The sequence below is a fragment of the Balneicella halophila genome (assembly GCF_003096835.1).
Taxonomy (GTDB): Bacteria; Bacteroidota; Bacteroidia; order Bacteroidales; family Balneicellaceae; genus Balneicella; species Balneicella halophila.
Genome location: NZ_QENZ01000003.1, coordinates 374,168 through 399,411 on the forward strand (window position 1 = coordinate 374,168; position 25,244 = coordinate 399,411).

The 25,244-nt window shown below is 35.3% G+C and carries 22 protein-coding genes and 2 tRNA genes; 15 read left to right on the forward strand and 9 right to left on the reverse strand.

From position 1 onward, the window contains the following. Positions 1–2: 2 nt before the first annotated feature. The 5 genes from pyrH to rplM form a co-directional block, all read right to left on the reverse strand. Positions 3–710 carry a UMP kinase gene (gene pyrH / locus C7377_RS01750; protein ID WP_116496196.1) on the reverse strand — a complete coding sequence of 236 codons (708 nt, stop codon included), beginning with the start codon at positions 708–710 and terminating at the stop codon, positions 3–5. An 89-nt stretch (positions 711–799) separates the two neighbouring features. Beyond that, complete coding sequence (gene tsf / locus C7377_RS01755; RefSeq protein ID WP_116495622.1) at positions 800–1,630, reverse strand: translation elongation factor Ts; 831 nt, start codon at positions 1,628–1,630, stop codon at positions 800–802. A 68-nt stretch (positions 1,631–1,698) separates the two neighbouring features. Next, entirely contained in the window at positions 1,699–2,445 is a 747-nt protein-coding gene (gene rpsB, locus C7377_RS01760; RefSeq protein ID WP_116495623.1) for a 30S ribosomal protein S2, read from the reverse strand. Between the two features lie 140 nt (positions 2,446–2,585). Next, on the reverse strand, positions 2,586–2,972 hold the full coding sequence (gene rpsI, locus C7377_RS01765; RefSeq protein ID WP_116495624.1) for a 30S ribosomal protein S9: 387 nt from the start codon (positions 2,970–2,972) through the stop codon (positions 2,586–2,588). Positions 2,973–2,975: 3 nt separating this feature from the next. Further along, positions 2,976–3,434, reverse strand: coding sequence for a 50S ribosomal protein L13 (gene rplM / locus C7377_RS01770; RefSeq protein WP_116495625.1), 459 nt, complete (start codon positions 3,432–3,434; stop codon positions 2,976–2,978). Between the two features lie 440 nt (positions 3,435–3,874). On the opposite strand from rplM, the gene C7377_RS01775 reads away from it, so the two are divergent. Then, positions 3,875–6,679, forward strand: coding sequence for a TonB-dependent receptor (locus C7377_RS01775; RefSeq protein ID WP_116495626.1), 2,805 nt, complete (start codon positions 3,875–3,877; stop codon positions 6,677–6,679). Between the two features lie 91 nt (positions 6,680–6,770). Here the strand turns inward: C7377_RS01775 and C7377_RS01780 are convergent, their stop codons facing one another. Continuing rightward, entirely contained in the window at positions 6,771–7,460 is a 690-nt protein-coding gene (locus C7377_RS01780) for an OmpA family protein (RefSeq protein WP_116495627.1), read from the reverse strand. A gap of 24 nt (positions 7,461–7,484) precedes the next feature. Continuing rightward, on the reverse strand, positions 7,485–7,964 hold the full coding sequence (locus C7377_RS01785; protein ID WP_207778382.1) for a lipocalin family protein: 480 nt from the start codon (positions 7,962–7,964) through the stop codon (positions 7,485–7,487). Positions 7,965–8,131: 167 nt separating this feature from the next. Here C7377_RS01785 and trkA point away from each other — a divergent pair, with 167 nt between their 5' ends. Genes trkA through C7377_RS01800 form a run of 3 tightly spaced genes read left to right on the forward strand, consistent with a single transcriptional unit; the run spans position 8,132 to position 11,313 of the window. After that, positions 8,132–9,472 (forward strand): Trk system potassium transporter TrkA, encoded by a 1,341-nt coding sequence (gene trkA, locus C7377_RS01790; RefSeq protein ID WP_116495629.1) that lies wholly within the window; start codon positions 8,132–8,134, stop codon positions 9,470–9,472. Between the two features lie 7 nt (positions 9,473–9,479). Further along, the gene (locus C7377_RS01795) at positions 9,480–10,934 is read left to right on the forward strand and encodes a TrkH family potassium uptake protein (protein ID WP_116495630.1); all 1,455 of its coding nucleotides are present in this window, start codon (positions 9,480–9,482) and stop codon (positions 10,932–10,934) included. A gap of 1 nt (position 10,935) precedes the next feature. Further along, a complete protein-coding gene (locus C7377_RS01800; protein WP_116495631.1) occupies positions 10,936–11,313 on the forward strand; it encodes a VanZ family protein in 378 nt (125 codons plus the stop codon). Here the strand turns inward: C7377_RS01800 and C7377_RS01805 are convergent. Next, a complete protein-coding gene (locus C7377_RS01805; RefSeq protein ID WP_116495632.1) occupies positions 11,299–11,772 on the reverse strand; it encodes an RrF2 family transcriptional regulator in 474 nt (157 codons plus the stop codon). The two genes, C7377_RS01800 and C7377_RS01805, sit on opposite strands and share 15 nt — an antisense overlap. Before the next feature lie 113 nt (positions 11,773–11,885). Continuing rightward, positions 11,886–12,956, reverse strand: coding sequence for a butyrate kinase (gene buk, locus C7377_RS01810; RefSeq protein ID WP_165806827.1), 1,071 nt, complete (start codon positions 12,954–12,956; stop codon positions 11,886–11,888). Between the two features lie 108 nt (positions 12,957–13,064). Here buk and C7377_RS01815 point away from each other — a divergent pair, with 108 nt between their 5' ends. The 11 genes from C7377_RS01815 (at position 13,065) to C7377_RS01860 (ending at position 25,158) form a co-directional block, all read left to right on the forward strand. Continuing rightward, positions 13,065–13,946: a lysophospholipid acyltransferase family protein gene (locus tag C7377_RS01815; RefSeq protein WP_116495634.1), complete on the forward strand. Its 882-nt coding sequence runs from the start codon at positions 13,065–13,067 to the stop codon at positions 13,944–13,946. Further along, a complete protein-coding gene (locus tag C7377_RS01820; RefSeq protein ID WP_116495635.1) occupies positions 13,939–14,952 on the forward strand; it encodes a glycosyltransferase family 2 protein in 1,014 nt (337 codons plus the stop codon). Before C7377_RS01815 ends, C7377_RS01820 begins: the two co-directional genes overlap by 8 nt. 69 nt (positions 14,953–15,021) lie before the next feature. After that, a tRNA-Ser gene (locus C7377_RS01825) sits at positions 15,022–15,110 on the forward strand. Between the two features lie 133 nt (positions 15,111–15,243). Continuing rightward, positions 15,244–15,318, forward strand: a tRNA-Pro gene (locus C7377_RS01830). 262 nt (positions 15,319–15,580) lie between these two features. Next, the gene (locus C7377_RS09815) at positions 15,581–15,793 is read left to right on the forward strand and encodes a DUF6660 family protein (RefSeq protein ID WP_394336359.1); all 213 of its coding nucleotides are present in this window, start codon (positions 15,581–15,583) and stop codon (positions 15,791–15,793) included. Between the two features lie 108 nt (positions 15,794–15,901). Further along, the gene (locus C7377_RS01835) at positions 15,902–20,236 is read left to right on the forward strand and encodes a CusA/CzcA family heavy metal efflux RND transporter (protein WP_116495636.1); all 4,335 of its coding nucleotides are present in this window, start codon (positions 15,902–15,904) and stop codon (positions 20,234–20,236) included. 5 nt (positions 20,237–20,241) lie between these two features. After that, complete coding sequence (locus C7377_RS01840) at positions 20,242–21,459, forward strand: efflux RND transporter periplasmic adaptor subunit (protein ID WP_116495637.1); 1,218 nt, start codon at positions 20,242–20,244, stop codon at positions 21,457–21,459. A 227-nt stretch (positions 21,460–21,686) separates the two neighbouring features. Then, the gene (locus C7377_RS01845) at positions 21,687–22,640 is read left to right on the forward strand and encodes a fasciclin domain-containing protein (protein WP_116495638.1); all 954 of its coding nucleotides are present in this window, start codon (positions 21,687–21,689) and stop codon (positions 22,638–22,640) included. Positions 22,641–22,830: 190 nt separating this feature from the next. Then, positions 22,831–23,391, forward strand: coding sequence for an EF-hand domain-containing protein (locus C7377_RS01850; RefSeq protein WP_116495639.1), 561 nt, complete (start codon positions 22,831–22,833; stop codon positions 23,389–23,391). Positions 23,392–23,878: 487 nt separating this feature from the next. Further along, positions 23,879–24,466, forward strand: coding sequence for a sensor histidine kinase (locus C7377_RS09350; RefSeq protein ID WP_165806828.1), 588 nt, complete (start codon positions 23,879–23,881; stop codon positions 24,464–24,466). Continuing rightward, positions 24,463–25,158, forward strand: a complete 696-nt coding sequence (locus C7377_RS01860; protein WP_116495641.1) for a LytR/AlgR family response regulator transcription factor — start codon at positions 24,463–24,465, stop codon at positions 25,156–25,158. The genes C7377_RS09350 and C7377_RS01860 overlap by 4 nt, the downstream gene beginning before the upstream one ends. Positions 25,159–25,244: the final 86 nt, after the last annotated feature.

Below are 25,244 nucleotides of genomic sequence, written 5' to 3' on the forward strand. Positions count from 1 at the left end.
CTTTAAGAAACCACTGTGCCAATGGCTTCTCCAGCTACAACTTTTCCAAGATTCCCTTCAGTATCCATATCGAAAACGGCAATTTTTACATCATTCTCTTTACACATTGTAGTAGCAGTCATATCCATTACTTTAAGTCCTCTTTTATAGATTTCATCATAGCTTATATTTTCAAACTTTTTAGCATCAGGATTTTTTTCTGGATCACTGTCATAGATGCCATCTACGCGCGTTCCTTTCAGCATTACATCTACTTGTAACTCACAAGCACGAAGTGCTGAGGCAGTGTCAGTGGTGAAAAATGGATTCCCAGTACCGCCGGCAATTATTACAACCTTTCCCTTGCTCATAAACTTTTTGGCCTTTTTAGCTCTATAAAGTTCTCCGATAGGTGCCATTTTAGTTGCGGTGAGCAGTTTCGAGCTACAGCCTTCTTCCTCTAGACGGGCACATAAAGCAATACTGTTAATTACAGTAGCAAGCATTCCCATACTGTCACCGGAAACTCTATCAAATCCAGCTGCACTTGCTTTCAATCCTCTAAATATATTTCCACCTCCAATTACAATGGCTATTTCAACACCTTTTTCACTAATTTTCTTGATTTGTTTTGCGTAAGATGCTAATTGTTCAGGATCAATACCTGCTTTATTTGCTCCAGCTAAGGACTCTCCACTTAGTTTTAGTAGTATACTTTTATATTTCATAATATTTGCACATTTTACGGACTTAAAGATACAAAAAAAAGAGCTCTTCAAAATATGAAGAACTCCTTTTCTTTATAGTTGCTGTATTGATCTTAGTTATTCAATGAAAAACGTTTCATTACAGTTACTGTTAAGTCTTTATCAGCAGTTTCTAAGTACTGTTTGATGTTGATTTTTGAATCTTTCACAAAAGCTTGATTCAATAAAGTATTTTCTTTGTAGAATTTATTCAAGTTACCTTGTGCAATTTTATCTAACATATTTTCAGGCTTACCTTCCAATCTGTATTTTTCTTTTGCAATTTCTAACTCTTTATTCACAACTTCTTCAGGTACATCATCTTTATCAATTCCAGCAGGTGACATTGCAGCTACTTGCATAGCTACATCTTTAGCCATTTGTTGATCAATATTTTCTTTATTGAAACCTACTAATGTTGCCAATTTGTTTCCTGCATGGATATATGAAATACAGTATGGAGCTTCGATTTTATCGTAAAAACCTAATTCGAGCTTTTCTCCAATAATACCTGTTTGCTCACTTACATGAGTTTCAACCGTACGTCCACCCTCTAATTCTAGGCCTTTTAGCTCTTCTAAGTCTGCAGGTTGCTGTTCTAGTGCTACATTTAATATTTTAGTAGCAAACTCAACAAATCCTTCATTCTTTGCTACGAAATCTGTTTCGCAGTTTAGTGAAATGATAGCACCTTTTTTGTTGTCATCACTTACTTTTGAAAGCACCACACCCTCAGATGCTTCTCTGTCTGCACGCTTATTAGCGATAGCCATACCTTTTTTACGGATGATTTCGATTGCTTTTTCTAAATCACCATCAGCTTCTTGAAGTGCCTTTTTACAATCCATCATACCTGCTCCGGTTGCGGTACGTAATTTTTTTACATCGGCTGCTGTTATTGCCATAATTTTCTTTTTTTCTGGAGTTATGTTAAAAAATATATACTATTTCTTTCGGTTTAATATTTCTCCTACTACTCTTCCTTACTTTCTTTGTTTTCTTTAGTATCTTTTGCTTCTTTCTCACGGCTTGCTTTGCGCTCAGTCAATCCTTCTTTTACAGCATCAGTTACTTTTCCAACAATAAAATCAATTGATGTACTTGCATCATCATTTGCAGGAATTACAAAATCAATATCTTGAGGATTTGAGTTTGTATCTACAATACCAAATACTGGTATACCTAAACGATTTGCTTCACGTACTGCGATGTATTCTTTCATCACATCTACAATGAAAAGTGCTGCAGGCAATCGTGTCATGTCTGCAATACTTCCTAATGTTTTTTCAAGTTTTGCACGCTGACGACCTATTTGTAATTTTTCTCTCTTAGAAAGGTGATCAAAAGTTCCATCGCTTGACATTTTATCAATTGATGTCATTTTCTTTACAGCCTTTCTTATTGTAGGAAAGTTAGTAAGCATACCTCCTGGCCAACGTTCCACGACATATGGCATATTCGTTGGACCCACTTTAGTTTCAATAATATCTTTAGCTTGTTTCTTTGTTGCCACAAAAAGGATTTTACGACCAGACTTTGCAATTTGCTTCATTGCAGCCGCAGCTTCATCAAGTTTCACCGCTGTTTTGTGTAGGTCTATGATGTGGATACCGTTTTTCTCCATAAATACATAAGGAGCCATTTTAGGATTCCACTTTCTTTTCATGTGTCCGAAGTGACAACCTGCTTCTAATAAATCTTCGAATTTTGTTTGTTCCATAATTTTTTTTAATTGTTTACGTTCTTTTTACCTTTTGTCATTTTCTAGCAAAATGACTTTTTTCAAAATTTTTCGGCAATCACTAAGTAGTTCCTTCGTAGGAAGTCTTAATGATTTAGATGCTAAACTTGCCAAAAATATTAACGCTTGCTGAATTGGAAACGCTTACGAGCCTTAGGCTGTCCTGGTTTCTTACGTTCAACAGCACGAGGGTCACGAGTCATAAATCCTTCAGCTTTCAACTGAGGTTTTACTTCTGCGTCTAATTCTACCAAAGCACGAGCAATACCTAAACGAACTGCCTCTGCCTGTCCTTTAGTACCTCCTCCGTTAATATTTACTTTGATATCGTATTTATCTGCAACACCCAATGTATGTAATGGCTGTGTAACCACATAGCGATGGATAGGTACAGAAAAGTACTCATTCACGTCTCTTTTGTTGATGGTAATATTTCCTTTGCCCGGCTTCAAGTAAACACGAGCTACAGCTGACTTTCTACGTCCTAATGTGTTTATCACTTCCATCTGTTATAATTTGATATTGTTTAAATCGATTTTTTCAGGTTTTTGAGCTACTTCTTTGTAGTCTTCACCCACATATACTCTCAAGTTTGTCAACAATTGTTTTCCTAGTCTATTTTTAGGTAACATACCTTTTACGGCATTCATTACCATTCTGTCTGGGAATTTTGTCATCATTTCAGTAGCAGTACGTACACGTTGTCCACCAGGATATCCTGTATGGCGAATGTAGGTTTTGTCTGCCCACTTATTACCTGAAAGGTTTATTTTCTCTGCATTGATGATAATAACATTATCACCACAATCTACATGAGGTGTAAAACATGGTTTGTTTTTTCCTCTGAGTATTTTGGCTGTGTTAGAAGCTAAGCGCCCCAATACAGCATCTTTGGCATCGATAAGTACCCATTTTTTATCAACGCTTTCTTTGTTTGCGGATACAGTTTTATAACTTTGATCACTCACTGTGTTTCGTTTTTATACGTTTATACTCTATTTTTCTATTGAATTATTTACCCTCACCTAAAGCATATAAGAAGCAAACCTGCAAAAACTTTTCTTGTCGGGCAAACCATCAAAGCTTTTGGTAATCAGTTGCTAACATCCTTCTAAGGGGATGTCTTTTTCATATACACTTTTGATAAATCTTCAAATAGTGGGTGCAAAGGTAAAAATAATTTTGTTAGTAACACAATAATATTTTATCTAAAACAACTAATTTTCAACGAGAAAGGATAGGAAATGATTGTTGATAACTTTAAAAATAACTATAAAAGTTGATGGATTCGCTTAAATTGATGATTGCAATATTAAGATAATATTAATAAATAACACTTTAGCTTGGTAATATTTCAGTTGAGAGTGAATGTTCAGTATCTTCGTAGCGTCTAACTAAATATTTAAATATGAAAGCAAATTTTAAATTTTTAATGAGCTTTGCACTTATGGTTTTAGTAACCACTACACTATGGGCACAAAGCACATTCACAGGAAAAGTAGTAGATGCTGAGACAGGTGAAACAATACCTGGAGCTAGCGTTTTACAACAAGGTACAACCAACGGTACATCAACTGATATTGATGGTAACTTTTCTTTACAACTTTCAGGAAAAGGGCGATTGGTAATCACATTCGTAGGTTATGCAGATAAGGTTATAACATTTGATGCAGCTAGATCAACAAGTCTAGGAACTATCGTACTTTCACAAGATGCACTTGGCCTAGATGAGGTTGTTGTTATAGGTGTGGCTGATATTGCTAAAGATAGAGAAACTCCAGTAGCTGTTTCTACGATCAAGGCAGAGGAAATTATGGAGAAATTGGGAACTAAAGAATTCCCTGAAATTTTAAAAACTACACCTTCTGTTTATGCAACAAAGCAAGGTGGTGGTTTTGGTGATTCTCGTGTAAATATTCGCGGATTTGACCAACGTAATACGGCTGTTATGGTTAATGGTATGCCTGTAAACGACATGGAGAATGGCTGGGTATATTGGAGTAACTGGGCAGGTCTTTCTGACGTTACCTCTGCAATGCAAGTACAAAGGGGATTAGGTTCTTCTAAATTAGCAATTTCTTCAGTTGGTGGTACCATTAACGTACTCACCAGAGCAGCACAAAAAAACAAAGGTGGCTCTATTTCTGTTAGAGCTGGTAATGATAATTATTTGAAAACATTAGGTTCTTACAATTCAGGAATGATGGATAATGGCTTTTCTGTTTCTGCCCTTATCGGAAGAACTTCAGGTGACGGTTTTGTTGATGGAACAAAATTCGAAGGATATAATTATTTCTTAGCTTTAGGTTTTAAGCCTAATGAAAATCATGACTTGCAATTTACAGTAACTGGAGCACCTCAGTGGCACCACCAAAGAAGTTATGCACCTAGTTTGGGTGACTATCTTGAATATGGTGAGGATGGTGATCCTAACATAAAGTACAATAGTGATTGGGGTTATTTGAATGGAGAAGAATATTCATTTAGAAGAAACTTTTATCACAAGCCAATCGCTTCTTTAAACTGGGATTGGAATCTTTCTGAAAAAAGTAAAATAGCGACAGTTCTATACGCTTCAGTTGGTAGAGGTGGAGGAACCGGAGAAATCGGTCATTTGAATGGTACAAGACAGTATGCTTTACCAAAAACCAGTCGTGGTTTAGTGCCTGTTGATGTAATTCAGCAGTGGAATATGGGGCAACAAGTGCCTTCAGCTTTCGCTAATCCTAAATATAATCAGCCAAGAGTTCGTTCATTATATGATGGAGGACGCTACAATACAGGAAACAATGGACATCCAAATGGCGGTGGAAAATATGGAAGTGATAACGGTATTTCAAGAAGAGCATCTATGAACTCTCACAACTGGTATGGTGTTATTTCTAATTTTAATACAGAATTGAGTGAAACACTTACTTTAGATTTTGGTATCGATTTAAGATCTTATAAAGGAATACATTATAGAAGAGTTGAAGATCTTTTAGGCGCTGATGCTTATATTGATTATGATAATGTAAATTATCCTAACGGAAGAAAAATCACTGAAACTTATCCTGCGGATTTCTCATCTATGATGAATGTATTTGAGAGCGTTGATGATGAGCAAAAAATTGACTACCACAATGACGGTAAAGTTCGTTGGTATGGTGGATTCGGACAATTAGAATATAAAAAAGATGCAATTTCAATGTTCATTCAAGGTGCCGTGTCTAGCCAAGGATATAAGCGAATTGATTATTTCAATTATTTAGATAGTGACCCTGAGCAAGAGTCTGACTGGGAGTCATTAGTTGGAGGTAATGTTAAAGGAGGTATGAACTGGAACATTAATGATAATCACAATTTGTTCTTTAACGCAGGTTTCTATTCTAGACAACCTAACTTTGATGCTGTATTCCCTAATTATAATGATAACTATATCAATGATGACTTGATTAACGAAAAAGTAATTGGTCTTGAATTGGGGTACGGTTTCCGTAGCGAAAATGCTAGATTTAATGTAAACCTTTATAGAACATCTTGGGCAGACCGTTATACTAGATTTTCTAGTACTTTCGATGTAAATAATACTCCTGATAATAATAGAGATGATGTTAGAGGTATTGCAAACCTAGAAGGTGTAGAACAAATACATATGGGTGTTGAGTTTGATGGTAATGTTAGATTATCTGATAACTTTAGTCTTAATGCGATGGTTTCTTATGGTAACTGGGAATATGGTTCTGATGTTACCGCGGCTTACTATGATGAGGCTAACAATCCTATTCAAGTTAATGGACAAAATCAAGAAGAAACACTTTACTTAGATGGAGTTAAAGTTGGTGATGCTGCACAGTTTACAGCACGCTTAGGATTTGACTTAAAATTACCAAAAGGATTCAAATTGGATATGAATTATCTATATGCAGATAAGTTGTATGCAGATATTGATCATGAGTCATTTAATTATAAAGGTCATAAAGGTTCTTTAGAGTTGCCAAGCTATGGACTTTTAGAAGGAGGAATCTCTTTCAAAGAGGAATTTGGAAACAATAATTCAATTACTATCCGTTTTAATATGGATAACATTTTAGATGAAACTTACATCTCTGAGTCAGAAACAAATATTTTCCCTGAAGCAGGAGACCGCACTTGGGATGGTATCAGTACAAAGAACAGAGTGTTTTTTGGATGGGGACGTACTTGGAACGTAAGTGCAACTTATAGATTCTAATAACAACCCTATTTTCTAATAATTACAAGAAAGCCTCTTTCCTTTGCTGGGAAAGAGGCTTTTTTCGTTAGTTAAATGCTATTTATAATTATTATTCTGCGTTGGCAGCAGCTTCTTTTTTCAATTCTTCACTTGCAATAATTGCTAGCTCAACGCGACGGTTTTTAGCCATACCTTCCTTAGTATTGTTATCATATTTCGGTTGTGTTTCTCCATACCATTTTGTACTAATTCTAGAAGAAGAAATTCCTTTACTCATTAAAAATGAACTAACTGATTTAGCTCTCTTCTCAGATAAGTTGTAGTTGTAGCTTGCAGGACCTGAACTATCAGTATGTCCTTCTACTAAGATTTCCGTTTTTGGATAATCGTTTAGAATATTTGCCAATTTATTTAAAGTAGCTGCTGATGAAGCATTGATATCGTGTTTTTCTAGCTCAAAATAAACACCGCTTGTTTCATCAAAAGTTACATTAATACCTTCCCCTACACGCGTTACTTCAGCCCCAGGTACCTCCTGTTCTATTTCCTCAGCTTGTCTATCCATGCGGTCTCCAATGTAAGCTCCTGTAGCTCCGCCTACTACTGCACCAATAATAGCACCCAGTGCTGTATTTCCATCTCCCACTTGGCTTCCAATGGCAGCACCTGCAGCTGCACCACCAGCAGTTCCTATTACAGTGCCACGTTGTTTTTTATTAGATTGCTGAATGGTATCACACCCAACTATAAAAAAGATAGTGGTAATCACACTTAATAAAATAATTGAAATTTTTTTCATGATTTTTTGAATTTTAAAATATAATTATTGATTTATCTTCTGAAATTTATAAATAACATTTACTGGTTCTCCATCTACACTTACACTAGAGCGTAGCGTCATTGAGGTATCATCTAAATAATCAATCGTTAAGCGGAAACCATACCCAGTTATATCTTTTTTCTTTTCGTCAATAAATTTGAATTGCAATTGCTGAATACCATTTTGGTCAAGAATTGACCATCTAATGTCTCGTTGTCCACCCACACAATCTAATCCTTGGGGAATGTCGTAATATCCTGTGCTGTTGATGTGATTGAAATACCATGTACTTCCTCCGAAACATTTTGCATCAGCATCTTTAAATAGTACAGAACTAAATTGACCTTGTGCACCCGTATAGTCTACATTGGTAAGTTGCCATGTGCCGTCAACAGTTGTACGATATAGTTTATCTTCCTTACTAAGCGAGCACGAAATGCCTAGGAATGCTACGATTACAGATAACATAATTATTCTTTTCATTTGCATAATATTTTTTAAGGTTAAAGTGATTTATTATTTAATACTCCAATATGTATGCCAAATATTATCTAACAAGATAGAAACTTGTGAAACCTACTTTTGTGGATAAAGTTTTATTATTCAGTAAAAACTCGTTATTTTGTAAAAGATTCTAAGTTAAGGATATTATGAAAATAGTAATCGCCGGTGCAGGTGAGGTTGGAGTGTATTTGGCTCGCATGCTAAGCCATGAGAAACATGACATTACACTTATGGACATCAAGGAAGAAAACCTTGCCTATGCAAATGCACATTATGAAATATTGACTCAAGTTGGGTCTTCGTCTTCTATTGCAGATTTGCGTGCGGCTGGGGTAAGCAAAGCTAGACTTTTCATAGCTGTTACTGAATCAGAAGAGATCAACATTACCTCATGCGTTCTTGCAAAAAAGTTGGGAGCTAAGCGTGTTGTTGCCCGTGTCGATAATAAAGAATACATACAAAAATCAAATCAGGATATTTTACAAAGTATGAGTATCGATGAGTTTGTATATCCTGAAGCTTTGGCCGCTGAGGAAATCGTAGCATCTCTAAAGATGACAGGCGCACATTTAATTCACGAATTTATCGATACCGGCATGGTCTTTTTCAGCGTAGATCTAAAAGGGAAATCTCCATTAATAGACAATACCCTTGGCGATGTACGTAAATTGTATCCTAGTCGTTCCTATAAAGCTGTTGCAATAAAGAGAGAAGGGAAAACAATTATTTTGAAAGAACATAATCGTTTTAGAAAAGGAGATTTAATCTTTATAATCAGTAAAAAAGATGCTATCGACGAAGCACTCAAGATTTGCGGTACTGAGGAATTTGCATTAAAAAATATAATGATATTAGGAGGTAGCCGTATTGGTCAGCGCACTGCTTCCCTACTTCAACATAAATACAATGTTAAGCTTTTAGAAATAGATAAAGAAAAAAGTTTTGAAATTGCAGACTCTATTTCTGATACCCTTGTGGTTTGTGGCGATGGTCGTAATGTTGACTTACTAAGAGAAGAGGGCGTTGGATCAATGGATGTTTTTATTGCAGTTACAGGGAATTCTGAAACAAATATCTTTTCTTGTCTTTTGGCTAAAAAATTAGGCGTAAAAGCGACGATTGCTGAGGTTGAACATACAGATTTTATAGATTTAGCAGAGACAGTAGGGGTAGGTACTATGATTAACAAGAAGCTCATTGCAGCAGGGACGATATACAAACATACTACAGATACAGAGATTACACATTTTAAACAAATAACCGATGCTGAGGCTGATATATTAGAGTTGGTGGCAAAAAAGAATTCACGAATTACAAAAGAACCTTTGGCTGATATCCTTTTCCTTGAAGAGGCTACAATTGGTGCTATTATTAGAGATGGTGTGAATATTATTGCTTACGGAGATGTACAGATACAAGAAGGGGATAGAGCAGTTGTTTTTTCTATGCCACATCTGATAAAGAAAGTAGAAAAGTACTTTAATTAATGGTATTATGGTAATAAATTGGAAGCTTATCATCAATACTATTGGTCGATTTTTGCTTTTCGAGACAATATTTCTTCTAATATCCTTGGTTGTAGCTATAGGTTATGGAGAGCATGATGTTTATGCATTTTTATGGACGGCGATAATTACGCTGGTATTAGGTCTCATTTCATATTATTCTACGAAAAATTCGAATATAAATTTAGGCAAAAGAGAAGGTTATGTTGTGGTAAGCATAGCATGGGTTATATTTTCTTTCTTTGGTTGCTTACCTTATCTTTTTAGTGGGGCTATTCCCTCTTTTACAGATGCCTTTTTTGAAACGATGAGTGGTTTTACAACCACCGGTTCTTCTATACTTAACAATATTGAAGAATTGCCACACGGCATTTTATTTTGGCGTTCGTTGACACAATGGCTCGGTGGTATGGGTATCATTGTTTTATTTTTAGCTGTTTTACCAAGGTTGGGCGTTGGAGGTAGAGAACTTTTTATTGCTGAGGTGCCAGGACCCTCACCCGATAAGTTAAAACCAAGCATAAAAGCAACAGCAAGACGCCTTTGGGGGCTTTATCTTGGATTTACAGTGGCTGAGGCTACCTTGTTAACAATAGGAGGCATGGAGATATTTGATGCAGTAAATCATTCTCTTACGACACTTGCTACAGGGGGATACTCAACAAAACAGGCGAGTATCGGAGCTTATCCATCGCCCTTTATTCAATATGTCATTACTTTATTCATGTTCATCGCTGGAGTTAATTTTACCCTATCCTATGCTACTGTAACAGGGAAAGTAAAAAAGTTATGGAAAGATGAAGAGTTTAGATGGTACTTAGGTATTACGGTGCTTTTTACTATGCTGGTTGCTTTTGGTTTAACTTTTACAATTGGTGTTAATGGCTTTGAGCAAAATTTTAGGGATTCTTTATTTACTGTTGTATCAATTCTTACGACTACCGGATATGCAACTGCAGATTATATCCTTTGGGCTCCACACATTGCATTGCTTGTTTTTGTACTTATGTTTTTTGGTGGCTCCGGAGGCTCAACCAGTGGAGGAGTTAAAATTGTAAGAGTAGTACTTCTGATTAAGAATAGCTACTACGAAATTGTGCGTTTATTGCATCCAAATGCTGTGATTCCTGTGAGATTTAATAAGCAGAGTGTGAAAAATTCTACGATTGACAATATAATGGCATTTGTCATTCTTTACGCAATTGTTTTTGTTGTCTCTATAGTTATTTTGTCCTTTTGGATGAGTGGTTTAGACTCTACCTTGAGTGCAGTCGCAACTAGTTTGGGCAATATCGGTCCTGGTTTTGGTCATATCGGTCCAACTGAAAACTTTAGTAATCTAGCTGATGGTGCTAAGTGGTTCTTGTCATTCCTCATGCTTTTAGGACGCCTAGAATTATTTACTGTTTTAGTCCTATTCACCCCTGCATTTTGGAAACGTTAGTATGAAATATAGGTTGGTTTGGAATATTGGGCTAATCTGTTGGGCAATTCTTATTTTTGTACTCTGTACAATGCCCGCACCTAAAGTTGATGAGAAAGTATTGATTCCTCATTTAGATAAGATTGCACACTTCGGATTATTTTTTGTTTTTAGTATCCTTTTCTTAAGATTCCTAGAAATATCTAGAGGAGTTTCCAGAACTCTTTATACTGGCATCGTTTTAATCATTGTAGCGATTTATGGAGGTATTATAGAGTGGTTACAAGAGAGCTATTTTCACCGCTCTGCTGATATTTTTGACTGGGGAGCCGATATGATAGGAGCCATAGCTGGCATTGTATTTTACTTTCTGATGTATAAATACTTAGTGAAAAGCTGATGAATTCTCTTCATCTAGAATGCTGTTTAGGCTTTCATTATTTTCTTCGTTATTTAAAAAGTCTGCAACCGTTCTTGTTCTGAGTGATTCTAAAAGTTTTTCTCTTGCGGGTGCAATCTCTTCATGAATCCGGCAGTGTTCCCCATGCTCCTCAATGTGGTCTTTACAATTGCATGAGTATAATAGACATTCTTTGAAAACATTTTCTCCTTCAAAAATCTGAATGATATTAAGCAAAGGAAGTTCATTGGGTTCCGAAGCCAGAACAAAACCTCCATGTGGTCCTTTCGTAGATTTTACAATACCACTATGTGCTAATGGTTGTAAAACTTTTCCTACAAAAGGTGCAGAGAGTTGTAAATCTTCTGCAATTTTTTTCCCTCCTATCTTTCCGCTCTTCTTATTTTTGGCAAGATAAATAACAATTTTCAAAGCATATTTTGAAGCACTTGCTAACATTGTATTATAGTTCTTTTCTGAATTTTACAAAGTTAGGAAAATGTTTTCAAAAAAAAAGAAGTTGGAGTCTTTTATTGAACCAACTTCTAATTTATGTAGTCTCTAAATAATTATTAACTATAAACTTTGGTTTCTACTTCATTTTTTAAGGCTGCCAGACCATTAAGCGCTAAAGCTGACATTTCATCTTCTCCTGGTTCCACATGCACTTTTGATATATGCGATACATGCTCTTCTATAAATTTAGTAAGGTGCTTACTATATGCTAAACCACCGGTTATAATGATAGCATCAACATCCCCTTTTAGCACTGCACTCATTGCACCTATTTCTTTGGCTGTTTGATATCCCATTGCTTCAAAGATAAGCATGGCTTCGCTATCACCATCTAATGCGCGGTTTTCCACTTCAAGTCCGCTGTTAGTCCCTAGATAAGAAACAAAACCACCTTCACCGACCAATTGTTTTTGCATTTGCTCAATAGTCAGTTCACCACTATAGCAAAGTTGAACTAAAGAACCAGTGGGTAACCCCCCGGAACGTTCAGGAGAGAAAGGACCATCTCCGTCCAATCCGTTGTTTACATCTATCACTCTGCCTCTTTTGTGAGCACCTACTGTGACACCACCGCCCATATGTGCAATTATAAGATTTAAATCCTCGTACTTTTTATTTATCTTTTTTGCATAGGCACGACCTACTGCCTTATGATTTAGCGCATGAAAAATAGATATTCTTTCAAAATAAACATGTCCCGAGATGCGTGCAATTTCTTGAAGTTCATCTACTACCACAGGATCTGCGATATAGGCTTTAGCATTATCTATGTTATTAGCAATATCCATAGCAATAAGGGCACCTAGATTACTTGCATGCTCTTTGACGCCAACTCGGGTTAGATCTTTTACCATAGCATCATTTACCTCATAGACACCAGAGCTTATTGGCTTTATCAAACCTCCGCGACCTACAATAGCTTTAAAACTTTTAACATCTACACCAGCATGTGCTAATTCTTTTAAGATAATCTCTTTACGAAAGCTGAACTGGTTGCTTATTCTCTTGAACTTAGCAAGTTCTTCATTAGAATGATGTATGTTTTTTACAAACTGCTCTTTATCATCATGATATATCGCTATCTTGGTAGATGTAGAGCCTGGATTAATTGCTAATATTTTATACATAATTGTTTATATATTGTATGAGAATTTAATTAATATGCAAAAGTAACGAATGCAAGCTATCGTTCAAACTAAAATGCTTAATCTTTTATTACCTTTGCAACATATTTTATGATTGGTAAATTTTTTTCATACATAGTTGTAGGCTTCCTAGTTTTAGTAAGCTATCTTCCTTTATCTTTGCTGTATATTATTTCAGATATTTTTTACCTCATTCTTTATTATGTAATTGGTTATCGGAAGAATATTGTAAGAGAAAATCTAAACAATTCATTTCCTGATAAAAGTAAAGAGGAATTATTAAGAATAGAAAAGGAATATTATAAGCATTTGGCTGATATCTTTGTTGAGGTCATAAAATATCGCACTATTAGTAAGAGAGAACTGAATAAACGCTGTAAGGTTATCAATCATGAGCTAATTACTCAAGGTAGTATTGCTTATAGAAGTTTTATATGTGTTCAGGCACATTATGCTAACTGGGAATGGGTTACACACATTGATGATTTGTGGAAACAAAAAGTACTTTCTGTTTATAAACCATTGCACAATAAAGCAGAAGATAAGTTTATGTTGAAAATAAGAGAGCGATTTGGAGCTATTGGAGTTCCCAAAAATCATATCATTAGAGTGTTGGCTAGAAGAAAAAAAGCTGGCGAACTTTCTGCTGTAGGATTGTTGAGTGACCAGATGCCACACATAAACAAAGCGACACATTGGATGACATTTTTGAACCAAAATACTCCCGTATTTCTCGGAGCAGAAAAGATGGCAAAGATGTTTGATATACCTGTAGTCTATGCTTATAACAGGAAAATAAAACGGGGATATTATGAAATAGAGTTTAGGCTTATAACAGATAACCCCAAAGATACTGCTCCGCATGAAATTACAGAAAAGCACATGAGGCTTACAGAGCAGATGATTAAAGAAAAGCCACAATACTGGATGTGGTCTCATAGAAGGTGGAAGATAAAACGTAGTGATGTCTAAGGTTGTAATTGCTATACTTAACTGGAATGGGGAAAAGTTTTTAGAGCGATTTTTACCTTCTGTAGTAAGATTTGCTTCTGATGCTGAAATTGTTGTTATAGATAATGCATCCACTGATCGTTCTATTAAGTTTTTAAAAAAGAATTTTCCTGAAATCCGAATCGTTTCTTTAGATAAAAATTACGGTTTTGCAGAAGGATATAATAGAGGTTTGAAATGTATTGATTCCACGTACTATATTTTGTTGAATTCGGATGTAGAGGTAACAAAAAACTGGTGGCAGCCTTTAATAAATTTATTAGAAGCAGATTCAAATATTGGTGCAGTGCAGCCCAAAATAGTTTCCTATAATGCAAAGAATAAGTTTGAGTATGCGGGTGCTAGTGGTGGCTTTTTAGATAAATATGGCTATCCTTTTTGCCGAGGACGTATTCTAGACACTATTGAGGAAGACTCAGGACAATATGATCGTTTAATACAAGTTTTTTGGGCATCAGGTGCTGCGATGGCAATAAAGGCTGAGGTATTTCATAAGCTGAATGGCTTTGATGGAGAATTTTTTGCTCATATGGAAGAAATAGACCTGTGTTGGCGTATGCAACATGCTGGTTACTCGATTTATTGTGAGCCTAAAAGTGTTGTTTATCATGTTGGTGGTGGTACATTGCCCAATGAAAGCCCATTTAAGTTGTACCTCAACTTTCGTAACAACCTATTTATGCTTTACAAAAACCTCCCTTCGAATGAATTTATCCCCATTTTATTCATAAGGATATGTTTGGATGGGGTTGCTGCTTTGCAGTATCTCATCAAAAACAATCTTAATGCAGTAAAAAGCGTTTGGAAAGCACATATGCAATTTTATAAAAATTTACCAAGGTTGAATAAACAACGAAAAGTATTGCAAAAAGCAAAGCAATTTACTGCAAAGCGCTATACTAAGAGTATACTTTGGGAATATTTTATGAGAGGAAATAGAACGTTTTCGCAGTTAAATAGAGATTAAAGTCATTAAAAAGTTTAATGAAATCGCTTGTAATATCAAATAGTATAATTATATTTGCACCGCATTATTGGAGAGGTGGGTGAGTGGCTGAAACCACCGGTTTGCTAAACCGGCATACGAGTAACATTGTATCGGGGGTTCGAATCCCCCTCTCTCCGCTAAAACCTCATAGAGTTGACAACTGTATGAGGTTTTTAGTTTCGGAAGAGAAAATTTATTTGGTGGAGAATATAAAAATACATACTTTTGTCTCCGCAAAGAACAAAGAGGTTTTTTCAATCAAGAAAAAATCGGGGTGTAGCGTAGCCCGGTCATCGCGCCTGCTTTGGGAGCAGGAGGTCGCAGGTTCGAATCCTGCCACCCCGACTACAACAAATAATGACCAATATAAAACCAATGACTAATTCTAGTTGTTGGTTTTTGTTTTAAATCATCTGCCTGTAATTCAATGCATCAATACTTCTTTTTCTTATTTAGAATCTATTTATACTAGATAAGATTAAGGAAAGTTTTATGTTTGTATTCGAATATGAAGTTTCTTTATTGCATATTATTTGTTTACATTTTAGCCCTAGGTTTATCGCCATGTGGAGATTACCTATAGCATCAAGATAAAGATAATCTTGAAATACCTGCTCACTCTCATGATGAGGGTCGCATCGATTTATGTTCACCTTTTTGTACTTGCCAATGTTGTCATGTAGGAGCTACAAATTTTAAGTTTAATAAATTTAAAGTAGTGGCACCTTTAATAAATTCTATTTTAATAGCTAATTTCTTCTATTTGGTTGGGAGTGGTATTGATTGCTACAATAAAATATTGCAACCCCCTAGAGCCTAGTTTGGTTAACCATAGGATAATTCTATCCTTTCACTGAGATGTCATAATCTTTCTTTCTTAGAATTGATTCTGATTTATACACATATAACTAAACTAATAGCATTTCAAATGATTAATAAAATAATTGATTTTTCAATCAATAATAAATTTATGGTAGGCTTGTTTACGCTATCCATAATTATAGCAGGAATATGGTGCATGCTCAGAGTTCCCATAGATGCCGTTCCTGATATAACGAACAATCAGGTTCAGGTCATTACTCAAGCACCTAATTTAGGCACTGAAGATATCGAGCAATTTGTTACCTACCCTGTAGAAGTTGCTATGAGCAACTTGCCGGAGGTTGAAGAGATTCGGTCCATTTCACGCTTTGGGTTGTCAGTAGTAACCATAGTTTTCAATGACAAAATGGGAACCTATCTGCCTCGTCAATTAGTTTCTGAGAAACTGGATGAAGTACGTGAGGAAATACCAAGTGGTTTTGGTAAACCAGCGATGGGACCAATTTCTTCAGGTCTTGGTGAGATCTATCAATATACTTTAAAGGTAGAACCAGATTTTAAAGATAAATACTCCATAGCTGATTTACGTACTATGCAAGATTGGATTATTGAACGGCAAATGGCTATGGTAGAAGGAATCGTGGAGGTGAATGCTGTCGGAGGTAAAATAAAACAATATGAAGTTGCTGTTGACCCTAATGAATTAAAAGCAATCGGTCTTACTATTACCGATGTTTTTGAGGCATTGGAAGCCAATAATCAAAACACTGGTGGAGCCTATATTGAAAAAAATCATCAAGCGAACTTTATTCGAGGAGAAGGATTAGTGAGAACTTTAGAGGATTTGAAAAAAATCGTAGTAACTAACAAAAATAATATCCCTGTAACCATAGGGGATATAGCGCAGGTGCAGTACGGCTCTGCAATTCGGTATGGTGCATTAACACAAGATGGAGAGGGAGAAGTGGTTGGTGGTTTAGTAATGATGCTTAAAGGTGAAAATTCGAACAACGTTATCCAAACGGTAAAAGAAAGAATGGCACAAATTGAGAAATCATTACCTGCAGGAGTTAGTATAGAACCATTGCTAGATAGAAGCAAACTGATTGCTAACACCACTTCCACAGTGGCAACAAATTTAATAGAAGGAGCACTGATAGTTATTTTTGTTTTAATATTTTTACTTGGTAATTGGCGAGGCGGTCTTATTGTAGCTTCCACTATACCTCTGTCTTTACTTTTTGCCTTTATCCTAATGTACGTATTTGATGTTTGGGCAAATTTGATGAGTCTTGGTGCTATTGATTTTGGAATTATAGTGGATGGAGCAGTTATAATTGTGGAAAGCACAGTTTTTATGATTGTTTCTAAGACTAAAAAAGATAAACCTTTGACGACTAAAGATCGAGATAGAATTACGGCTAATTCTTCTAAGAAAATGATGAACGCTGCATTTTTCGGACAGTTAATCATACTTATTGTTTTTCTGCCAATATTAGCTTTAGAAGGTGTTGAAGGGAAAATGTTTATTCCTATGGCATTGACATTTATCTTTGCAATGATAGGTGCTATGGTTCTTTGTCTTACTTATGTACCCATGATGTCTGCACTTATTCTTAAAGCCCCTAAATCAATCAAAGTATCCTATGGTGATAAGTTTGTGCATTGGGTAGAGCATAGGTACCAATTTTTATTATCAAAAGCCTTAGGAAAGGGGAAATTCATTGTAGGAATTGCAGTAGTTTTATTTGCCGTATCAACATTTTTATTTTCTAGAATGGGGGGAGAATTTATTCCTCAATTAGACGAAGGTAATATAGCATTCCATGCTATTCTAAAACCTGGAAGCTCCCTTACAGAAGCTGTTGAAACCACAACAAAAATAGAGCAGATCGTAAAATCACAATTTCCTGAGGTGCAAAAAATAGTAAGTAGAATTGGCGTAGCTGAGATTCCGACTGATCCTATGCCGATGGATATTGCAGATGTTTTCGTAATTCTTAAACCAAAAAGTGAATGGACAACAGTAACAACGAAAGATGAACTCATTGAAAAGATGAAAAAAGCAGTTCAAATCATTCCAGGTGTTAATTATGAATTTACTCAACCTATTGAGATGCGATTCAATGAACTTCTTGAGGGTATTCGTGAGGATATCGCGATCAAAATCTATGGAGAAGACATACAAGTGCTCTCGAAAAAAGCTGAGGAAATTTCAAAAATTATTGCTGGTACTGAGGGTATCGGAGATATGACCGTTGAAGCGACTACCGGGCTACCACAAATGACGATTACCTATAAGCGAGATAAATTAGCTCAATATGGCTTGAAAATAGATGATTTGAATAAGATAGTACAAACAGCCTTTGCAGGAGGACAAGCTGGGACTATATTCGAAGGAGAAAAAAGGTTTGATTTAGTCGTTCGTTTAAAATCTCAGTATCGGAAAGATATTTCTGACATTCAGAACCTGTTTGTCAATTTACCATCGGGAAGCCAAATACCGCTACAGGAAGTTGCTGCTATCAGCTATAAGTCAGGCCCTATGCAGATAGGTCGAGATAATACCAATCGGAGGACATATGTGGGAATTAATGTGCGCGGTAGAGATGTAAAATCATTAGTGGATGATATTAAAGAACAGCTAGATGCCAACTTTGACTTACCACCAGGATATTTCATACGATATGGCGGTGCATTTGAGAATTTAGAAAGAGCAAGCAACAGGTTAAAAACATTGGTACCACTAGCGTTGTTGCTTATCTTCGTGCTCATATACTTTGCGCTAAAATCCTTGCCACAAACATTGATGATTTACATTGCGATACCAATGGCAACTATTGGCGGAGTGGTGGCTTTATGGTTACGAGACATGCCTTTTAGTATATCTGCAGGTATTGGATTTATCGTCTTATTTGGTGTTGCTGTACTCAATGGTCTTGTAATGATCAGCGGACTTAACGAGTTAAAGGCTGAACGGGTTACCAATTTAAAAGACAGGCTCATAGCAGGAACAAAACGTAGAATAAGACCCATTATGCTTACTGCTTTTACTGATATTCTAGGATTTCTGCCAATGGCTATTTCTTCCTCTGCTGGTGCTGAAGTACAACGTCCTCTTGCAACAGTAGTGATAGGAGGTTTGTTTACTTCAACACTCCTCACATTATTTGTGTTGCCTATTTTGTATCAATGGGTTGAGAATAATTCATTCAGAATAAAAAGAAGACAACAACCCATTGTTGGGCTGAGTGTGGTTGCTCTATTTTGTTTATCACCTTTTATGAGCTATGGGCAACAAGTAGCTGAGAAGCTACCCGTACTATCTTTAGATGAGGCTGTGGAGATGTCAAAAGATAATTTTCCGTTATTAAGACAGCAAAAATTAAACATTGAGAAACAACAAAGACTGAAAGGAGCTGCCTACGCCTTAGGGACTACAGAAATCTTTACTGGAGGAGAGGAAGTTAAGAATGGTTCTGGCACTTATACTATGTTGGGTCTTAGTCAATCAGAAATTGATATTTTCGGACTTGCCTCAAAGAAAAGATTACAAGAACAACGAATAGCACTTGCCGAAGTTGCCTACGAACTAACCGAACTAGACTTAGAATTGAAAGTGAAGAAAGCTTGGCTCACTGCTTTTCAAACTCAACAAAAATACTGTTTATATAAGCAACTAGATTCTATTTATTTAAAATTGAAAGAGTCGGTAACATTAAATTATGAAGTTGAAAATATTTCGAAACTAGAATATTCAGCTACGCTAAATCAAGTTTTCCAAATTCGAAATCAGAAGGACAAGGCTCAGAGTGAATATTTTATGGCCCTAAATGCATTAAATTTTTGGCTGGTATCGGATGAACTCTACTCTGTTCCCATGGAATATGAGAACCTCGAAATTAAAGAATATGAAAGTCATTCTGTGGAAGCACATCCATTGTTTCATCAGTCTGAAATTAAGCTGAGTGAGGCAGAAGCTCAATATAAGGCTATGAGGAATGATAATCTTCCTAAGCTAAGTTTGGAAGGTGGTATGCAAAGAGCTGATGGAGAATCAGGTTATTATTCTTTCCAAGTGGGAATATCCATTCCTTTTTTATCTGGTGCTACGAACTCCCAACTTAAAGCCGCAAAGATTGATAAACTTATTAGCCAATCAATCTATGAACAGGAAAAGGGCGAAATTAAATTACAATATGCTCAAGCTCTAGAAACTTATAGACAGAGGAAGAGTACCTGGGGATTTTATAAAGATGAGTTGATTCCATTAATCAAAGAACAAAAAACAGGAGCTCTTTTTGCTTATCAAGAAGGAGAAATTGATTATACAACATTTACACAGCTAATGAAGGAAGCTGTCCAATCAGAAATAGAGGCGCAAGATGCTTATGTAAGCTATATGGAAAGCATTTTCGAATTACAATACTTTAAAAACTAACTATAATGAGAAATAAAATATACATCACATTTACAATACTTGCATTGTCATTACAATTGACTTCATGTAGTACAAAAGATAGCAAAGCTACTAATAATGGAGCTATTCATAAGGGCGAAGACCAAAATCAAACTCCTGAAATGAACAATCTTGAAGAACATGTTCATGAAGAAGTGCATCTATCACAACAACAATTTGTAGCTTTAAAAATGAAGATAGATACGCTTAAAATGCGTAATATGGGTGGTTATGTGAAGGCAAATGGGATGCTCTCTGTGCCTCCTCAAAGTAAAGCCACTGTAACATCACTAGTGGAGGCGAATGTGGTACACATACAGGTAACTGAAGGTGATGAAGTGCGTAAAGGTCAGGTTCTTGCTTATTTGTCACATCCAAATATTGTCAAAACACAAACTGATTATTTAAATGCATATACGAATAATGTCTTTTTGGAGAAGAACTATCAACGACAAAAGCGACTGTATGATGCTGGAGTTGGCTCAGGTGCTAATTTTCAAAAAGCAGAATCAGAATATGAAACTTCAAAAGCTGCTTTAAGTGGCTTAGAGGCTCAGCTCAAGCTACTAAATGTAGACATTAATGCTACAAAAAAAGGTAATATAGTGCAAAAGATAGCACTAAGAGCTCCAATAAATGGATTCGTTCAAAAGGTTGATGTGAATATTGGGCAGTACGTAAGCGCTCAAACTGAAATGTTTCAAATAGTGAATACTAAACATATTCATGCCGACTTAATGGTATTTGAAAAAGATGCGTTTAAGATAAAACGTGGTCAAAAGGTGAGCTTTGAAGATGTTGCAATAGACGGTGAAGAATTGGTTGGGGAAATTCATTCTGTAGGAAAATCGTTTGAAACCAATCCCAAGGCTATAAGGGTACATGTAGATGTTGAGAATAAGAAAAACAATCTTATTCCCGGAGTCTATGTAAAAGGAAAGATTAGGGTTGAAAATGATCTTTTATTGGCAATTCCACAAAGTGCAGTAATCAAAGAAGATGACAAATTTTATATTTTTTCTGTAGAAAAAGAAGAGGAAGAGTGGGCATTTAAACCTGTAGAAATAGTTGTAGGAGCTAACGATGGCGAATGGGTGGAAATTGAATTGTTAGATGATGAACATGCAAATGATATGTTTGCATTCAATAATGCATACTACCTCATTGCAGAGATGAAAAAAAGCGAGGCAGGTCATTCACATTAATTTTCTAGATATTTTACATACAGAAACCTTGCCTTTACTAAAGGATGTGAGGTTTCCTAGAGTAAAACCTTACCTAGGATTGATATAAATATATGAGTTCAGCACAGTTAATTTCTGCTAGGATTCATTTATTTTAAAAAAGGCATAGATTTTGTTCAATACCTTGATAGTTGCTATCTTAGCCTCGTAAAACTCAGTTTTAATAATTTAACTATAACTAATACGATATGAGTAAAAAATTTATAGTCAGTTTTTTGTTAGGTTTATCATTATTTTCTTTACTTCTTATTGCATGTAATGATGATGACAAATCTGACGATATTCAAGAACCTAACGTATATGAGATCGTTAAACTTTCTCCTAGCCTCAGTTCATTTTATGAAGCACTACGTTTAGCCAACCTAGATGGAACATTAGCTAATAATAATTCATTGACGGTTCTCGCACCTACCAATGATGCATTTAAAAAATTGTTTACAGCGTTAGATGTAGATTCTTTGAATGATATAGAGTCTGATTTGCTAAAGACAACTTTGTTAAATCACATGTTGAACACAACTATGACATCAGCAGACTTTACGAATGCTTACGAAAATACATCAGCTTTGGGACCTGATGATTTGCCTCTATCCTTACAAGTTGAGGTTGCAGATGAAATTATTTTTAATAAAGTAGCTAAAGTAACTAAAGCTGATGTGATAGGCACCAATGGCGTGGTTCATGTAATTGATAATGTATTATTGCCTAATAATTTAGATTCATTAATAGCTAATAATGAGGATTTTTCTATTTTAAATGAAGCTTTGCGAGATAGTCGTCATTCTTTTGACTTTACTTCTGTTTTGTCAGGTAGCGGACCTTTTACATTCTTTGCTCCAACGAATGAGGCTTTCGACGCTTTATTTGAGGCAAATGCTGATTGGAATTCAATAGGTGATATTCCTATAGATGTTTTAGAATCATTTTTGATTTACCATATTGTTCAAGGTGATAATATTCAAGAAGGTGAATTTCAAAATGGTCGTGAGTTAATAACATTAAACGGTGGAACTATAATCGTAAGTTTGACTGAGGGAGCACAACTAAAAACGACAACTAATCAAACTGTCAATATTACTTATACAGATATTCAAGGAATTAATGGTGTTGTTCATGCTATTGGTTCAGTTCTTGTTCCTTAAGACCAACAAATTCCCTAAGAATTATAAAGCTGTGATGAAAATCATGGCTTTTTTTAGCTTCGTTCATCGATTGAATTTCGACTTTCGTCTATAAGTTTAATTTATAAGTCGATTGTATTTTAATTATTCTCATCAATAATATAGCTTTGTTACTGAAAATCAAAATATTAATTATTAAAAAGAGAATAAAATGAAAAAGGTAAAATTATTTTTAATAGCATTAGGACTAGGAGCTATGACAATCTCTGTAGCTCAACAACCAACTAAAAACCTAAAAGAGCAACAGCTGGATTTATTCCACCAATTAGATGAGAATAAAGATGATAAATTAAGTCTGGGTGAGTTTAAAAATATGAGCGAGGTGACAAAGCTTCATCGAGAGGAACTGCGAAAAAGTAACTTTGAGCTACTGGATGCCAATGGGGATGGTAAAGTAACTTTAGAGGAGTTTCAAGCAATAAAACATGAGCCCAAACATAAGCGCAGAAGAGCTACTAAGGACAAAAAAGAAATTTTTGAAATGAAGGATACAAATAAGGATGGTGCAATTACACTTGAGGAGTTCCAAAAAACACCGAGAACGAGAATGGGTGACTCTGAACGCAGAATGTCTAATCCGGAGCGGAAATTTGAACGCTTAGATACTGACAATGATGGATTCTTAACAATAAAAGAATTTACTGACAGAAAGATGCAACCTAAAAGAGAACACCGAAACTTTAAAAAAGGAAAACGAAGAATGCGCAACTAATTTATTCCTTAGCTTTGTCTGTATGAAAGAGGCTAAGACCATGTGTCTTAGACTTTCTTTTTTTAATTTGTAAACAATGAATAAAAATTTGCAGCATAAAATACTAACTCATATCATCGTATGGCTGTGTTTTCTTAGCTTTATTGTGTTAATCTTTTTCATTCAACATGGCAGAGTTCACTTGTCATTGTTTGAGCGCTTAGTATGGGGAGTTGTGTTGTTTTATATAAACTACCTTATTTTAATTCCTAAGCTACTCTTCAAGGAAAAGAGGTTTTTATACATTCTAATATCCATCGTAGTTATATTTTTGTTAGTAGCCTTTCCTTCTATAATAAAGCTCCTAGATGATAAGAAAATTACCCTACATAGGCTTTTTAGACTGCGTTTCTTCTTTTTCCTTTTTATGCAACTTTTCTTTTTCGTTGCAGCCATCGCAATACGATTTTATGAAAAATGGTATGAGAATGAAAAACGAACTCAAAAAATGAGAACAGAGCAGGTTGCTAGCGAATTGTATTATTTAAAAAATCAAATCAATCCCCATTTTTTATTTAATTCACTGAACAGCATCTATGCACTTACCGTAAAAAAATCTGATCAAGCACCTGAGGCAGTTATCACACTTTCAGAATTGATGCGATATATGCTGTATGAGACTGACCATCACTTTGTACCTGTTGAAAAGGAGTTGCAATATATTGAAAACTACATAAAGTTGCAGCGTTTGAGAATGGCTGACAGCAGTAATGTTACCCTAAAAGTGAAAGGAGATATTACGAATAAGAAAATAAGCCCGCTAATCCTAATCTCCTTTATTGAAAATGCCTTTAAGTACGGAGTCAACAGCTCCGGGAAAACAAAAATAAATATTGTATTAACGCTATCAAATGATCAAATTTCTTTTCATTGTGACAACGCAATCAGCAATACTCAAAAGGATAAAAACACACCAGAAGGTATTGGGTTGAAAAATACGAAAGAGCGCTTAGACCTTTTGTACTCTAATAAATACTCATTGGAAATCGTACATACAGAAGATAACTATTCTGTTGACTTAAAACTAGATATATGAAATGTGTAATAGTAGATGATGAGCCTTTGGCACTAGAAATTATAGAGTCATATTTGGATAAGGTAGATGCATTAGAATTAGTTGCTAAGTTCTATAACCCAGTTGAAGCTATAGAATTTTTAAGTACCAATGAGGTCGATTTGGTCTTTTTAGACATTCAGATGCCTAATCTTACAGGTATTGAGCTGATAAAAACGATAGCTGTAAAACCCAAATTCATCTTTACAACGGCTTATCCTCAATATGCACTGGAGGGATTTGATTTAGATGCAGTAGATTATTTAGTAAAACCCATTCCTTTTTCTCGTTTTCTGAAAGCTGTTCAAAAGGCTCGGAAGCTTTATGACTTAGAACGAAATGGTAGTTTAGAAGAAGAAGCCTTTGTTTTTGTACGATCAGATTATGAAGATATAAAAATTACAGTCAAAGATATCCTCTATATCGAAGGTCTGAAAGATTATTTGAAAATATACATGAAAGATATCAAAACCCCAATACTAACCTTGATGAGTTTTTCTCAAATGATGACTAAGCTTGACAATCCCAATTTTTTGAGAGTCCATCGTTCATTTATGGTGAATAAACAACATATTGAAGGGGTAAAGAGAAACAAATTAGTAATTGCCGATAGATATATTCCTGTTGGTAATACTTATAAAGCGGAAGTGCTCGATGAATTAGGACTAAAATAATTCGTTTGTCGAGAAAAATCCCCTGTTCATATATTCCAATCAAGTTTACACAACTAAAATGATATATTTGCACCAAGAAAAAAATA

Excerpts from the sequence above, each read along its gene's own strand:
- C7377_RS01850 (WP_116495639.1), top strand. The coding sequence starts at position 22,831 with ATGAAAAAGGTAAAATTATTTTTAATAGCATTAGGACTAGGAGCTATG.
- trkA (WP_116495629.1), top strand. The coding sequence starts at position 8,132 with ATGAAAATAGTAATCGCCGGTGCAGGTGAGGTTGGAGTGTATTTGGCT.
- C7377_RS01820 (WP_116495635.1), top strand. The coding sequence starts at position 13,939 with ATGTCTAAGGTTGTAATTGCTATACTTAACTGGAATGGGGAAAAGTTT.
- rpsB (WP_116495623.1), bottom strand. The coding sequence starts at position 2,445 with ATGGAACAAACAAAATTCGAAGATTTATTAGAAGCAGGTTGTCACTTC.
- C7377_RS01840 (WP_116495637.1), top strand. The coding sequence starts at position 20,242 with ATGAGAAATAAAATATACATCACATTTACAATACTTGCATTGTCATTA.
- C7377_RS01805 (WP_116495632.1), bottom strand. The coding sequence starts at position 11,772 with ATGTTAGCAAGTGCTTCAAAATATGCTTTGAAAATTGTTATTTATCTT.
- C7377_RS01775 (WP_116495626.1), top strand. The coding sequence starts at position 3,875 with ATGAAAGCAAATTTTAAATTTTTAATGAGCTTTGCACTTATGGTTTTA.
- C7377_RS01795 (WP_116495630.1), top strand. The coding sequence starts at position 9,480 with ATGGTAATAAATTGGAAGCTTATCATCAATACTATTGGTCGATTTTTG.
- tsf (WP_116495622.1), bottom strand. The coding sequence starts at position 1,630 with ATGGCAATAACAGCAGCCGATGTAAAAAAATTACGTACCGCAACCGGA.
- C7377_RS01780 (WP_116495627.1), bottom strand. The coding sequence starts at position 7,460 with ATGAAAAAAATTTCAATTATTTTATTAAGTGTGATTACCACTATCTTT.
- C7377_RS01845 (WP_116495638.1), top strand. The coding sequence starts at position 21,687 with ATGAGTAAAAAATTTATAGTCAGTTTTTTGTTAGGTTTATCATTATTT.
- C7377_RS01800 (WP_116495631.1), top strand. The coding sequence starts at position 10,936 with ATGAAATATAGGTTGGTTTGGAATATTGGGCTAATCTGTTGGGCAATT.
- C7377_RS01860 (WP_116495641.1), top strand. The coding sequence starts at position 24,463 with ATGAAATGTGTAATAGTAGATGATGAGCCTTTGGCACTAGAAATTATA.
- C7377_RS01815 (WP_116495634.1), top strand. The coding sequence starts at position 13,065 with ATGATTGGTAAATTTTTTTCATACATAGTTGTAGGCTTCCTAGTTTTA.
- C7377_RS01835 (WP_116495636.1), top strand. The coding sequence starts at position 15,902 with ATGATTAATAAAATAATTGATTTTTCAATCAATAATAAATTTATGGTA.
- C7377_RS09350 (WP_165806828.1), top strand. The coding sequence starts at position 23,879 with ATGAGAACAGAGCAGGTTGCTAGCGAATTGTATTATTTAAAAAATCAA.
- buk (WP_165806827.1), bottom strand. The coding sequence starts at position 12,956 with ATGTATAAAATATTAGCAATTAATCCAGGCTCTACATCTACCAAGATA.
- rpsI (WP_116495624.1), bottom strand. The coding sequence starts at position 2,972 with ATGGAAGTGATAAACACATTAGGACGTAGAAAGTCAGCTGTAGCTCGT.
- C7377_RS01785 (WP_207778382.1), bottom strand. The coding sequence starts at position 7,964 with ATGAAAAGAATAATTATGTTATCTGTAATCGTAGCATTCCTAGGCATT.